Source organism: Sphingobacterium sp. UBA6320, assembly GCF_002440335.1.
Classification (GTDB): Bacteria; Bacteroidota; Bacteroidia; order Sphingobacteriales; family Sphingobacteriaceae; genus Sphingobacterium.
In genome coordinates this window covers 186,958-200,308 of the sequence record NZ_DJTA01000007.1, presented here as the reverse complement: position 1 = coordinate 200,308, position 13,351 = coordinate 186,958, and the positions used below count along the sequence as shown (strand labels likewise).

Sequence of the window (13,351 nt, the reverse complement as noted above, 5' to 3'; positions counted from 1 at the left end):
TAGTGCTATCGTCTTCCGTATTTGCGAATAAGATAATAAATCAGCCCGATAGCCAATAGGATAATCAGCATGCCGACCCAGCCTGAAAGTAAAGAGGTCTTGACTATCATACGAAATGAAATGTCAGCAGTACTGTTCGGTGATTTAACATCAAATTTTGCAGCATAGTCGCCAGCTATGGTTTTATCGGGTACGCGCAAGTCAACTTTTACATCTGTCGACTTGCCAGGCTCTAGCTGCTGTATCGTTGAAGGTGAAAAAGTAGCTTCCCATTTGCTGGGCAACTGAGCGCTCAGTTCTACCGCGTTTAAAGGAAGAGTTCCTGTATTTTTTACTTGAAGGAGGATTTCCTTGTTGCTGCCAGATACGACTTCATCACTAAGTCTTCCACTAGGTGTGGTGAGTTGGAGAGCATAGGAACCCTTTACAACAGCTTCTAGATCGAGATGCAGTGTATCTGTTGGGGATATAGCCTTTAACGGAATTTTATATGTGTTGGGCTTTGCAGTCAGCGGGCAGTTAATTTCGATGTTTATTTCTTGAACTTTGTTTGCTTGCATTTGAAGAGAAGTCACCTGGGATCCCTCTACTCGATAACTGATCTGCCATCCCTCTGGTAATTGGGCGTTTAGATTGTAAGTAACTGTCTGTGATGACCCATTGGTCAATGTGGTCGTGTATCGAAAGGGCTCATTGCTGGGCGCTTCAATATTGAGCAATCTTGCTTCAAAGCTTGACTTTGTTGCTCTGACCGTTTGCCCCGATAGGTAGAGACTGTTGGCCAGTATTAAAAATGAAATAAATAATGGTCTAAAAGATAGACCTAGGCGTGTAATTAGTAGTTTGTTTAACATGATCCAATAACTAAAATTTATATTTAAATAGAATATTAGCTTTAAAAAAATGTTGGTTAGGGTAGTACTTACCTTAAAAAAACGGTTCCAAATTAAATATCAATTTGAAAAAAATCAAGAAAAATCAAAAAATAATTGTAAAATAATGTTTACTTAAGTTTTTTCAATGTACTTTGTACCTAGGGGTCAATCAAAGTTAACTGCCCTAAAAGTCTTTTTTATAATGGCTTTAATATTTTCTCCCAGTTCATCGATTGTGCAGTCCAATGACTTTAGTTGTGTTTTTGTATTATTTTTCTCGTTCCGCATAAGCGCGATGCGTAAAAGTCTATTGCCGGATGCTTGACTATCCCACTTTAATTCGTCAAATAGTTCCTGAACTATTTTTTCACAACTGCTCAAATCAAATGTAGCAATCTGGATGTAACTATCATGACAGTACATCTGAACTTCAATATGATAATTTGATCGTTCCATATTTTAAAAATAATATCTTAATAAAATAGGATAGCCTCCATTGGGAGGCTATCCTATATATGGACTATTTTATGACTTATGATATTTCGATAAGTCGAGGCTCTTTTTGTTTTGCTTCTTCTTTCTTAGGTATGGTTAACCGTAGCAGACCATTTTCATAACGAGCTTCGATATTATCCTGATCGACTACATCTCTGTGAAGTTCAAAGCTGCGTTGGAAGGACTGATAGCTAAACTCCCGTCGGGTATAGTTATCCCGTTTTTCTTCATTTTTTTCTTCTTTTGCGGATGATATGGTCAGTAGGTTGCCATCTAGCGTGATCTTAAAATCGTCTTTTGACATTCCTGGTGCAGCGACTTCTACTTCGAAAGTATCGCCATCTTCCTTAATATTGACGGAAGGAACGGTGGTACTCGTAGAAGAATAGTTACTATTACCCCAGTTTAAAAGTTCTCGGTTGAAATCATTAAACATGGGCGAAAAAATTGAAAAATTGTTCAAGTTTCTTTTTGCAAGTTTCATAATAACCTCCTTTTATGAAGTGAAAAATTAATTATTAAAATCTTTCAGTCGGCCGACTATATTCAATATTCCACAAAAAAAATACCGATCTCGTGAAACTGAAATTTTTTCATAAAAAATGACAAATTTTACATGATAAACTGACATGATCGCCTCTTGTAAACAAACTAAGGGAACATTTTATACGGTCCATCAACCATGTTTATTAGAAATCATAGCCCTCCCTTTTACTACATTTCATGCGATCAAAATTGATTAAAGGAAAGAAATATTTGGTCATCACACATGGAGAAATCATGATGTATATCTGGTTGTAAACAGATGGATAAAATATTATAATGTTACACAGATATACGAGAGTCATTATAGAGGGTTTCTATAGGGTTGCTATAGTTAAAACACTAGAAAACCTCTATAAAACCTCTTAATAATTTGTATTTAATCACTATAATGATTAAATTAGAGTTTAAGGCTATATAAATGCGCCCATAGCAGCTTATATATCTTAGTTAATTTCCAATTTAAATAAACCATTATGGCAATATTAAAAGCAGGTATAAATGGTCCTTTTTCCGGTAAAGTAGGAAGTGTGGTAGGTTATGAACTAAATGGTCAAACCGTTATTCGTTCTCTACCAGCAATAGTAAAAAAACCGCCCACCGAATTGATGCTCATCAATCGCAAACGTTTGAAGGCCGTATCTCAATTTTTGAAATATATTAAGAAACCAATAGCTTTTGGTTATAAAAATATGGCCCCTAAAGGTAGCCGTGTGGGTACTTTTCAATCCGCTCAATCCTATTTACTCAACAATTCGATTGATTATGATGCAGACAATAACCCCTATGTAAATCCTGAAAAAGTAATGGTTTTTAGGGGGGATATGCCACCTCCTCAACTCATTCATGTAACTATAAAGGACAATAAACTTTATATTGAATGGAATAAAGAGGCCTGTAAAGGAGAGCATCCATCTGCGGTGCTGGTATTGGCTTATGTTATTGAAGATTTTTTTGCTTTGAATGAAGGTGGTGCATTATCCACAGCAGGAAAATTGGTATGGGAGGATAATTTGTTCAGTAGAGGTGATCAAATTCATATCTATGTCGGTTTCTATGATATCGTTCATGATCGATTGTCTGACTCTGTTTATGGGGGTTGCGTATAAAGAAAAACAATATACGATATCTTATCATTTTCTTTTAAGGAGTATCAAGATGTATGTCAAATACATCTTGATACCTTCTGTAGCTAATCTCATCGTTTATCGTATTGATACCAGTTGATTTTTGTGGATACGCGCATCAGTATAGCCAATATAATAAAAATACCTATTGTACCTACGAGCAGCGAATAATCACGCAATTGCATCAGGATAAAGATAAAACTATAGAAAACGGCTAAAATTCCTGAAAATATCAAAGCGGACTTGCTGTCTTTTGTAATGGATTTAATAAATGATGCAATTAAAATAATAGTAGCTATAGCAGCTAATAAATAGGCTATATTGAAACCCAGATGCTCACTAATGGATAATAAAAGAGAATAGAAGAGTACCATCGCAAATCCGATCAACAGATACTGAATCAGGTGGATACGTTGTTTTTTGATGATCTCGGTGAAAAATAATGCTGCAAATGTTAAAATAATAATCAATATTCCATATTTGGCTACGCGTGTAGTTTTTTGATAATTATTGACTTCTTCCAAGAAGTTGATTTGAATCATATCTTTTTCTGTCGCGATATTAGTATCAGTAGCTGCAATGGGCTCTGTCATTTGACTGTACCCTTCGTGGATAGCATTGTTGATTTCATAATTGTTTTTAATTTCATACAGCTTCTCTGCCTCACCGGCCCACTGTTGCGAAAATTTACGGTTGAAACTCGGGATATTCCATGTTGCTTCAAAGCTATTGGCTGTTATTTTTCGATCATCTGCTAAAATTGCTCCGTTGAAACTTGGATTTCCCCAATTTCCTTTGGTTTTAATGGTAGTCTGTTTTGCAAGAGGGAGAAAATTGATCGATTGAGAACCCCTTACATTGAATTTGATCTGGAAATCACCTAAGGTTGTTTTGGTGCCAGAGAGATCTATGGCTGCGATCATATTATTCTCAAAAGGATTTAATGCAGACATATTAGTCTCAAATTCAATTTGCTGTTGGTTGAATACTAGAGTTGGAGAAGCTCCCAATCCCTTAAGATCGCTTAAACCAATTAATATCTTCGCATTTTTCCATTCGAGATCTACACCATTCAAATCTATTTTATTAAAATCGATCGCATCAAACGATCCTTTTAGATCCAGTTGCGCATTGTACACCACACTGTTGTAAATACCTCTTTTCAATGATTCCGGTGAAATGGTACTGTTGATGTTTAATGCTTTTGGTAATAGGTATACGTATTGTGTGACGTAGGTATTCTTGGTAGAGACGATGTTTTTATCTGTTGTGACAATTTCTTTTACTACCTGGTAAGGGATGGCAATGATGGGACCTGAGATCACCTGTTGACCAGCCCATTTAAAAGCAATTTCATTACTGACTTCAGATTGCCTATTCTTTCTTTCATCAATAAGGTCTTTGACCCAGAATAAAGGGATGAGTAGTAGTAAGACGAGAATTAAAATGGTAATTAATTTGGTGAAAACTGATGTACCAATACGGTCTAAGAGGGGTGTTTTATTTGTTTCCATGATTTTGGATTTTATAATGTTGTTAAATTATGGTGATTGAGATGTTTTTTTAAGTCAAATGCCAAGGAACTTTTAATTTCTTGTAATGGAATGTTTAATAAAGTTTCGAAATCCAAATCATGAAACTTTTGCATGGCATTACCTTTTGATAAAGCTTTTAGGTTCATGTTGAAGTGTTCGGGGTAGAGGAATGTACCAATTGCGATCATCGCAAATTGATAAAGGCTGACCTTTCCATTGCCCAATAATAAATATTGCATGGCGACTTCATCCTGTATGTCGGTGCCAGATTCTGTAATGAGGTGAAATACATCATGATTTTCTAATTTCGGAACAACGTCAAAACCTTTTTCTTGATAGAATACGCCAAGATGATGGCCTAGCGAACCTTTAGGAAAGTTCAAAAAATCTTCTTTACTGATGCCCCAAGCTCGTTTATGCTGCTTGAAGAGCTGAGTATAAATTTTTTGACTCTTGTTGTACAAGACAAGCATGATGGATAATCGTATTTTCATTTCTTTTCTTTTTAAAAGTACTTTGAAATTCAAAGTAGATGGATAAAAAAATTATTTGTACTGTTGTTTAATCAATTTTTCAAGAGCCTGTAGATGTTCTTCGAAAGCTTTTTCACCTTCGATCGTTCTTCTATACCTGGTATTTGGTTTTCTGTCTACAAATGTCTTGAAAACTTCAATGTAATTTTCTTTTTCTAATGTCTTCAGATTAGATGCTAGATTACCATCTGTGACTTCCAATATGGATTTCAATGAATTAAAATCATATTCGTCATTAGCCATCAATACGCTCATGATCTGAAGACGGACTTTATTTTCAAATATTTTATTATACTGTGTTAAGTCGAAATTCACTATTCGTATTTTTTATGAACGATTATTCCATATATGATGTGCAAAACTCCAAATCCTAATGCCCAAAAGATAATTCCATTTCCAGGCAAAAGCAAAGCTAACAGTCCTAGCACAATTTCTAAAATTCCGAGTCCTTTTATTTCACTAAAAGTGTAATTGCTGCCAGCTGTGAGTGCAAGTCCATAAAAAATCAATAGGATGGAAGCGACCGCGGTATAGTTTTCTTTAAATATGGATATACAGGCAAATAATCCACCAGTACATAAAGGTACGGCCATAGCATACAATAAGGATCGACTGGTGGTATTCCAGATGCTTTGTCTGTTTCCTTTCGCTTTCTTAACGGCCATGAACACTCCTGTACAAATGGAAGCAAATAAAACGAATATAGCGGTTACGAGTAATTTGGCAATAATGACAGGTTCATTAACATAATGATCCCGATATCCCATTTGGCTATCAAATCCATAAATTTCATAGTAAGCATAGGCAGCACCTAGCAGGGCATAGGTACCGATTAGGACACTTGAAATTCCGCTAATGGAGATAAATTTGCTGGATTTTTCCATCAAACTGCGAATGCTTGCTATTTCTTTTACTAAATCTTCTTGTTTCATAAAAGTACTTTGTTTTTCAAAGTAAATGAATAAGAATGAATTATGCAAATTTATTTTTTGCTCAACAAAATAAATAAAAAAATAATGAAAATTTATTGAGAAAAGACTTGCATAGTATGCATATCGTTTCTATCTTTGTGCCAACAAGAAATCCTAATGCGGAAGTGGCGTAATTGGTAGCCGCACCAGACTTAGGATCTGGCGTCGCAAGACGTGGGGGTTCGAGTCCCTTCTTCCGCACTTGAATGTCCTCCCGAATTTAAATCATCGGGAGGATTTTTTTTATCAAAATAATGCGTAACGGTTTAGAAAGAGTATGAACATTTCACACGAAAAAGTTGACGCGATCAACGCAGTAATTAAAGTTGATTTAGCACCAGAAGATTATAACCCACAAGTAGACAAAGAAATCAAGGATCAAGCTAAAAAAGCGAAATTACCTGGATTCCGTCCTGGTTTAGTGCCTGCTGCACACATTAGACGTACTTATGGTAAATCAATTTTGTTAGATACAGTCAACAGAATTGTTAATGATAAAATTACAGCTTACATCGGCGAGAATAAATTAGAAGTTTTAGGACAACCTCTTCCGATAGAAGAAACAGCTACTTATAACTGGGATTATAAAGATAACTTCCAATTTAATTATGAAATTGGTTTAGCTCCAGAATTTGTAAATCCATTTACAAAGGACGCTGAATTTAAAGAATACGATATTAAAGCTGATGAGGAAACTTTAGAGTCTCGTATCAAAAATTTACGTCGTAGTTACGGTAAAATGACCAACCCAGAAGTTTCTGAAGAAGGTGATGTTTTATACGCTACATTGAAACAAGATAAAGAAGAAGGTATTGAGAAAACTACTTCAGTACGTACTGATATCATTGAAGATGCGAAGATTAAAAAATCTTTGGTAGGTCTTAAACAAGATGATGTTGTTAAAATTGATATCAAAAAAGCGTTCAAAGATGAAGACATCGCTCGTATTTTAGGTATTACTCCTGAGGAAGTTGAAGCGCTGGATGTAACTAAATTTGATTTAACGGTAAAAAACATTAACCGTTTGGAAGAGTCGGATTTAAATCAGGAATTCTTTAATAAATTGTTCGCTGAAGGAGAAGTTACTGAAGAAGCTGAATTCAGAACAAAAGTAAAAGAAGAAGTTGAAAATTTATTCAAACAAAATTCTGACCAACGTCTGCGTAATGATATGTATACGTTCGGTATGGAAAAAGTTGATGTAGCGTTCCCTGAAGAGTTTTTGAAAAGATGGTTAAAAGCAACGAACCCAAGCATCTCTGATGAAGAGTTGAATGAAGGTTTTGCTGATTTCTTGAACAACTTGAAATGGACAATCATTGAAAACCGTGTAGTTACTGAAAATAGTCTTGAAGTTAAATATGATGAAGTTATCAATTTAGCAAAAGAACGTATCTATGCACAGATCAAAATGTACAATATCAACGAAGAGCCTAGTGATGAGCAATTATCACAATATGCGATTCAATTATTGCAAGATAAAGAACAAGGTAACCGTTTGTTTGAAGAAGCAAAAGCACTTAAAGTGTTTGAATTCTTAAAAGGTCAAATTAAAATCAATAAAGAAGAGATCGAGTACACAGCATTCGAAAAATTAGCGTAAGCTATCTAACTTCTGATCATTATATAAAAGCCTTTCCATTTTGTGGAAAGGCTTTCATTGTTTACGTTCAGTTTGATTACGAAGGATCATGCTGATAATACACTGCTTTTATATTTATAAAGGTTTAGTTGTGATGCCGCAATATTTAAATACTGTTCTATTTTTCATGTGTGATTAAGAAGAGATCGGCATTATACAAATTGGACGTCGTGTTTTGAAGATGTACTATGGTGTCTCTTTTTTCTTTTTTCCGAAAGGGAACATGCGTTTTAAGAATTCTGAAAATGAATTGAATTCTTGACGGTATACCAATCCTATTGCGCTCACATAATCTTCACTATTGGGATTGATAAGGAAGTTTCGTGTATTTAAGCGGTTGGAACCTCTCAATAATAGCCTACCGTCTTTACGAAGATAAAACAGAGCTTCAGCATCAGTAGATACACGATCTGAGAATACATTTAAGTCAGTCAATTGATTACTTCTATTGTCTGTAATACCTCCTGTCAAAATTAAACGGTCATTGAAGAGTCTGAGCGATGCTGAGGCATCATTAAGAGATTTAATATTGATATCGAAAAAATTAATATTTAAAGATTCTGCAATGATATTGTTCAATTGATTGAAAGCAATCTCTGTACCTGCGGATAGTAGGGTATTATTGACCTCTTTTCCAAAATCGGTCTGAGAGCCTGGCGTAAAGCTTCGTCTAACAATTAAACTGAGGGCTTGTTGATTGATATTATTAACATCTGAAAGATAACCCTGAAGTTCATCTTTGACATAGGGATCTTGTGGAAAATTGAGGTCAAAATTTATTTCAGGTTGACTCAATAATCCTTTTAGATTCATATCTGCTTGCGCTAGTATACGTTGCGGATTGTCCGTTTGCCCCGCAGCATTATAAAGGGGAGATAAGGAGGTTCTTTGTTGGTAGACCGCGGTTAGATTAATGTTGGCTTCAGCAGGTTTTCCCGCCCATCGAATCGTTCCGCCTTCTTTGAGATCAAAAATTTTGTTTAAATAATCTTGTGCTTTAAAATTGAATTTTCCAGAACTAATGATGTAATCTCCAAACATTCCGAAATCGCCCAAAGAAGTGATATTCATCGTGATATTACCAGTTCCACGTCCAGATACGCCGCCTAAGGAAGTATACAGATTCATCTCCGCATTTGGACTTAAGGAAAGATCCATATTCATTGTAATACCGTTGAAACTCTTTCGTTTTATTTGCTTAGAACTGTTTAAACTATCCGGAGAAACGAAATAGATAAAATCATTATCCGTAATCGTCATAGCACTATTAAACGGAATATTGATGATCGTGTTATCTTCAGATTTTGCTTTGATATCTATATTGATTGCTGATGTTAATCCTTTGAAATTGAAATCACCACTCGCATAGGCTGTACCATAATAGAGGTCGTTATCTTTGAGTGTGGTATTGAGTGCTAAGAAGTTATTTGCTTTAATCTTGATGTCGATATTTGGATCGGAAAGTTGATTTAAATCCACCATTCCATTTACGATCGCCTCATTGTTTTTCGGATCTAGAATTTTTAGGTTCTTAAGAAAAATACCATTGGAAACTACAATTACCTTATCGGTGAGGTGATAGGGCGTTTTTAAATAATTAATGACAAATGTGGCATCATTAAAACTGGCATTTCCGCTTATTTTAGGTTTATTGATATCGCCTTTAATCTCGAGTTCGGCATTCGCTTTTCCATGTAAATTTGAAACCAGTGATTTGAGAAATGGTTGAAAAAGAATGAGATCTGTATTTTGTAAAGAAGCCTTTAGATTTATTTTATCATTTTCTTCTTTGATATTATATGTTCCAGCCAGTGTTATCTGCTTGTTACCATCTTCAATTTTACTGTCAAGATGAACTACATTGGCATTTTGGTCATAATTAGCTTTTAAACTCAATTGACCTATTGGCAGTTGATTGTAAATAATAGGGCTAGTCTGCAGGTTGGCAATAAAATACGGTGATTTGAATAGCGAATTAATTTCAAGATGACCATTCATCTCACCAAGCATATTAATACCAAGTGGTTTTGTGATTCCATTTAAAGAACTGAGATTAAAATCTTTGAATAAAATATTTAACTGATCACTTTCTTCATTGGACAGTACACCATTCAGTAGTACGGTTTGTTCATCATGTTTTAAGGTTAAATTTTGAAGAAACCATTTTCCTTTGGATACTTTGAGCTCGGATCCTTGTGTGAGCGCCCATTTGTTTTTATTAATAATAATGGTCGATGGATCAAAGTTTATGAACGCCGGTTTTTGATGTGCAAAACGAATTACACCATTGAGATCTAAATTATTACTCGCATCGAGTTCTGATAATTTGACGTTGAAACGTAAGCTATCGCTGGAAAGTATATTTGCAATATTGATATTGTTGATATACGTACTATCGGTTAGATTGATACGGTCTGCGGATGCTGACACTGCCATAGATTCCGTATTTGAAATTTGATCTATAATCAGGTTAGAAATCTTTATTCCGCTATACTTGAATACAGGACTATATAAATTAAATTGCGCATGATGCTCTTCACTGGAGAATCTGGCATGAAGGGTGGCACCGCTATCTAGACTGATTTCTTTTTTAAAGAAGGTAGCGATAGGCTGAAAAGATTTGATGTTGAGGTTCAGCTCAAAATTCTGATTGTTGTAAGATTCTGTTTCAAAACCAATTGCTGGAGCATAGCGCATGGCAAGCATTTTAAAGTAAGGTGCTATTGTATTGAGATCGATCTGACCATTAAGAGAGGCGTCCACAACGTCTGAGGATAAAGTCAATGCTCTGTCCCGCTCATCTCCCACAGCTTTAAATATAATTTCTTTTACATCAAAATTTCCTTTTTTGGTACTGAATTGGAGATTATTAGCATATAAATCTCCGACCAGATTATTGACAGAAGTGCCGGTTAGATTAGTTTGGACTGCTGTGTTGTGTATAACGATGCCTTGTTGTTGTACCAGATGTAGTGCGTAGAGGTCTGTCTCGTGTATAGTAGCATCCAGATTATATTGAATGGCAGGGTTGGACCAGTCTATATCTGTTTGGAAATTAATTTTAGCATTGGGATCATTGATAGCACCTGATCCTGTAAACTTTTCGTTGACGATTGATCCTTTAACAGGGATGGATTGATAGCGATAATTTCGGAAATCGAAATTTTCTAGTTTTCCATCGACTGCTAATGATAGTGTTTTTGAGCTGCTGCCTTTGCCTTTTAAATCCAGATTAAATCCAGTTGTTTTTAAAAGAGTATTGTTCAATAATTTTCCAAAATCAAAAGATTTGGACTGATAAAGTCCTGAAAATTCAATTTCTTTTTGAAAATTTAAGGTAGATTTTGTGTTTATGGTACCTAAATCTGTTTTTACTTCTCCTTGAATGTGGAAATGGTTGTATAATCCATTCAAATCTCCTTGGTATGCTATTGTAGTTAATGATTTTACCAGTGGTGGAAGTTTGAAGTTCCTGTCATTACTGAGATTGGGAAGAATCGTTTGTAAGTCCTCGAAGGTAGATCGTACTTTGAGATTCGTGAGTTTAAAATCTGTCCGATCAATATCGGGAAGTCCCAAAATCTTAATATTTCCTTTTAATTGGGTTGATTTTTCAGTTTCAATATGTACATTTTGAGCGTCAATATGATTTACTTTTCCTTGTGCGATCGCCTGCTTTATTTTTAAATTAAACTTGACACGATGCATGGTAGAAGAAAAGAAGGCGATATCTTCTGAATGTAGTACTGAATTTTTTATCCTTAGACTGACATCAACACGATTGTTAAAATCTGAAAAGTCCTCGAAGCTATTAAACTCTAACTTTACATAGTCTTTTATAGTGGATCTATTCGTGATTAATAGAAGCTTGTTCAATTCAATTTTCTTGTTGCTTACCAATGCGTTTGCAACTAATCCTTTAATCTGTAATCCTTTTTTTTCACGTAGATGTAATTGCTTAATATCAACTTGGATCGAATTGTCTGAAAGCTTTATATTTTGAAAATCAGCATGCAATTGTTTAACGTCCAGATCTCCAAAATCGACCACTTTTGCGTAATGCTTCTTGGTATGATCGATATAGCGAAATTGATTATTGACCAATTTCAATTGTTTTAAATCAATATCTAGTTTTTTACTTGATTTTTGATCGTTTTTTTTAGGAGAGCTAAAGTAATTTAATAAAAATTTAATATTGGAGCTATCTTTATATACCTGATAATAGGCTGTTGTATTTTCTAAGCTCAGTTTATTGATTACTATTTTATTTTGATCCCAATATTGATTTAGATTGACGGTTGCATTTAATTTTTCAGCAATCAGAATGGTATCGCCTTTGGTGTCGTATAATTCAAAACCTTCTAGGACTAATGATTGGAAAGGTTTGAAATAAATTCTTTTTAAAGCAATGTTTGTATTTAATTCTTTCGAGAGGTAAGAAACTACTCTTTTGGAAATAAAATTTTGAACAGGCTCTAATTGTAACGATAGCATCAATGCACCTAGCAAAACGAGTATGCTAGCCAATGTAATGAGTGCTATTTTAATTATTTTTTTGATACTTTTGTACAATATTAATTACCCCAAAGCTATGGCTGTTATTTTAGGTATTGAGTCATCTTGTGATGAAACATCTGCTTCAATTTGTATCGACGGTGAAATATTTTCTAATGTTATTGCTACTCAGGCGATTCATGCTAAATATGGAGGTGTCGTTCCAGAACTAGCGTCGCGTGCACATCAACAAAATATTATACCAACAGTTGAAGAAGCCATTCGCATTGCAAAAATACATAAAAATCAAATAGATGCAGTAGCTTTTACGCGTGGGCCAGGATTATTAGGTGCTTTACTGGTCGGAACTTCATTTGCCAAGTCTTTTGCAATGGCCAGAAATATACCTTTGATTGATGTCAATCATATGCAAGCGCATATTTTAGCTCATTTTATTGAAGATCCAAAACCAAGTTTTCCATTTTTATGCCTTACAGTATCTGGAGGTCATACACAGATTGTATTGGTCAAAGATTATTTTGAAATGGAAATTTTAGGACAAACTCTGGATGATGCCGCGGGAGAGGCTTTTGATAAAACGGCAAAAATCTTGAACTTGCCCTATCCTGGTGGACCACTCATTGATAAACATGCGCAGTTAGGTAATCCAGATGCTTATAAACTTCCTGAACCTCAAATTCAGGGCTTGGATTTTAGTTTTTCAGGATTAAAGACTGCAATTCTTTACATGGTGCAAAAAGAAGAGAAATCAGATCCTGATTTTTTGAAAAATAATATGGATGATGTCTGCGCATCTGTTCAATCACGTATTGTGTCTATATTGCTCAATAAGTTAAAGAAAGCTGCCAAGGAAACCGGTATCAAGGATATTGCTATTGCTGGTGGAGTTTCTGCAAACTCTGGTTTGCGTAAGGAATTGATTGCAATGGGGGAACGTTACAGTTGGAATGTATTTATCCCTAAATTTGAATATTGTACCGATAATGCAGCCATGATTGCTATTGCGGGATATCAAAAATATTTGGTTCAAGATTTTGTTGGACAAGATGTAGGTCCATTGGCGCGTATGCACATGTAAAATAGGGACAAATGCTATAAAACAGAAAAGACAAGTT

Annotated in this window: 11 protein-coding genes and 1 tRNA gene; 4 read left to right on the top strand and 8 right to left on the bottom strand. The window is 34.9% G+C overall.

From position 1 onward, the window contains the following. Nucleotides 1–5: 5 nt before the first annotated feature. The 3 genes from B3P23_RS03710 to B3P23_RS03700 form a co-directional block, all read right to left on the bottom strand. Complete coding sequence (locus tag B3P23_RS03710) at nt 6–854, bottom strand: NEW3 domain-containing protein (protein ID WP_094772963.1); 849 nt, start codon at nt 852–854, stop codon at nt 6–8. Between the two features lie 186 nt (nt 855–1,040). Beyond that, nucleotides 1,041–1,331 (bottom strand): hypothetical protein, encoded by a 291-nt coding sequence (locus tag B3P23_RS03705; RefSeq protein WP_045752725.1) that lies wholly within the window; start codon nt 1,329–1,331, stop codon nt 1,041–1,043. Between the two features lie 76 nt (nt 1,332–1,407). After that, the gene (locus B3P23_RS03700) at nt 1,408–1,854 is read right to left on the bottom strand and encodes an Hsp20/alpha crystallin family protein (protein WP_045752726.1); all 447 of its coding nucleotides are present in this window, start codon (nt 1,852–1,854) and stop codon (nt 1,408–1,410) included. Between the two features lie 535 nt (nt 1,855–2,389). On the opposite strand from B3P23_RS03700, the gene B3P23_RS03695 reads away from it, so the two are divergent. Next, the gene (locus B3P23_RS03695; RefSeq protein ID WP_248754711.1) at nt 2,390–3,022 is read left to right on the top strand and encodes a DUF6266 family protein; all 633 of its coding nucleotides are present in this window, start codon (nt 2,390–2,392) and stop codon (nt 3,020–3,022) included. An 89-nt stretch (nt 3,023–3,111) separates the two neighbouring features. On the opposite strand, the gene creD is transcribed toward B3P23_RS03695, so the two are convergent. Genes creD through B3P23_RS03675 form a run of 4 tightly spaced genes read right to left on the bottom strand, consistent with a single transcriptional unit; the run spans nt 3,112 to nt 6,040 of the window. Further along, complete coding sequence (creD, locus tag B3P23_RS03690) at nt 3,112–4,554, bottom strand: cell envelope integrity protein CreD (RefSeq protein ID WP_293924563.1); 1,443 nt, start codon at nt 4,552–4,554, stop codon at nt 3,112–3,114. A gap of 11 nt (nt 4,555–4,565) precedes the next feature. Continuing rightward, nucleotides 4,566–5,069 (bottom strand): hypothetical protein, encoded by a 504-nt coding sequence (locus tag B3P23_RS03685; protein ID WP_293924561.1) that lies wholly within the window; start codon nt 5,067–5,069, stop codon nt 4,566–4,568. Nucleotides 5,070–5,120: 51 nt separating this feature from the next. Then, nucleotides 5,121–5,423, bottom strand: coding sequence for a winged helix-turn-helix domain-containing protein (locus tag B3P23_RS03680; RefSeq protein WP_045752733.1), 303 nt, complete (start codon nt 5,421–5,423; stop codon nt 5,121–5,123). Continuing rightward, nucleotides 5,423–6,040: a hypothetical protein gene (locus B3P23_RS03675; RefSeq protein ID WP_248754708.1), complete on the bottom strand. Its 618-nt coding sequence runs from the start codon at nt 6,038–6,040 to the stop codon at nt 5,423–5,425. The genes B3P23_RS03680 and B3P23_RS03675 overlap by 1 nt, the downstream gene beginning before the upstream one ends. A gap of 158 nt (nt 6,041–6,198) precedes the next feature. On the opposite strand from B3P23_RS03675, the gene B3P23_RS03670 reads away from it, so the two are divergent. Together B3P23_RS03670 and B3P23_RS03665 are read left to right on the top strand one after the other, a co-directional pair. Continuing rightward, nucleotides 6,199–6,280 (top strand) — tRNA-Leu (locus B3P23_RS03670). A 76-nt stretch (nt 6,281–6,356) separates the two neighbouring features. Further along, nucleotides 6,357–7,682 (top strand): trigger factor, encoded by a 1,326-nt coding sequence (locus tag B3P23_RS03665; RefSeq protein WP_094773046.1) that lies wholly within the window; start codon nt 6,357–6,359, stop codon nt 7,680–7,682. Between the two features lie 225 nt (nt 7,683–7,907). Here B3P23_RS03665 and B3P23_RS03660 read toward each other — a convergent pair whose 3' ends face one another. Continuing rightward, nucleotides 7,908–12,248: a translocation/assembly module TamB domain-containing protein gene (locus B3P23_RS03660; protein WP_293924558.1), complete on the bottom strand. Its 4,341-nt coding sequence runs from the start codon at nt 12,246–12,248 to the stop codon at nt 7,908–7,910. Nucleotides 12,249–12,312: 64 nt separating this feature from the next. Here B3P23_RS03660 and tsaD point away from each other — a divergent pair, with 64 nt between their 5' ends. After that, entirely contained in the window at nt 12,313–13,314 is a 1,002-nt protein-coding gene (tsaD, locus tag B3P23_RS03655) for a tRNA (adenosine(37)-N6)-threonylcarbamoyltransferase complex transferase subunit TsaD (RefSeq protein ID WP_045755270.1), read from the top strand. Nucleotides 13,315–13,351 lie beyond the last annotated feature (37 nt).

Excerpts from the sequence above, each read along its gene's own strand:
- B3P23_RS03665 (WP_094773046.1), top strand. The coding sequence starts at position 6,357 with ATGAACATTTCACACGAAAAAGTTGACGCGATCAACGCAGTAATTAAA.
- B3P23_RS03710 (WP_094772963.1), bottom strand. The coding sequence starts at position 854 with ATGTTAAACAAACTACTAATTACACGCCTAGGTCTATCTTTTAGACCA.
- B3P23_RS03700 (WP_045752726.1), bottom strand. The coding sequence starts at position 1,854 with ATGAAACTTGCAAAAAGAAACTTGAACAATTTTTCAATTTTTTCGCCC.
- B3P23_RS03675 (WP_248754708.1), bottom strand. The coding sequence starts at position 6,040 with ATGAAACAAGAAGATTTAGTAAAAGAAATAGCAAGCATTCGCAGTTTG.
- B3P23_RS03695 (WP_248754711.1), top strand. The coding sequence starts at position 2,390 with ATGGCAATATTAAAAGCAGGTATAAATGGTCCTTTTTCCGGTAAAGTA.
- creD (WP_293924563.1), bottom strand. The coding sequence starts at position 4,554 with ATGGAAACAAATAAAACACCCCTCTTAGACCGTATTGGTACATCAGTT.
- B3P23_RS03705 (WP_045752725.1), bottom strand. The coding sequence starts at position 1,331 with ATGGAACGATCAAATTATCATATTGAAGTTCAGATGTACTGTCATGAT.
- tsaD (WP_045755270.1), top strand. The coding sequence starts at position 12,313 with ATGGCTGTTATTTTAGGTATTGAGTCATCTTGTGATGAAACATCTGCT.
- B3P23_RS03685 (WP_293924561.1), bottom strand. The coding sequence starts at position 5,069 with ATGAAAATACGATTATCCATCATGCTTGTCTTGTACAACAAGAGTCAA.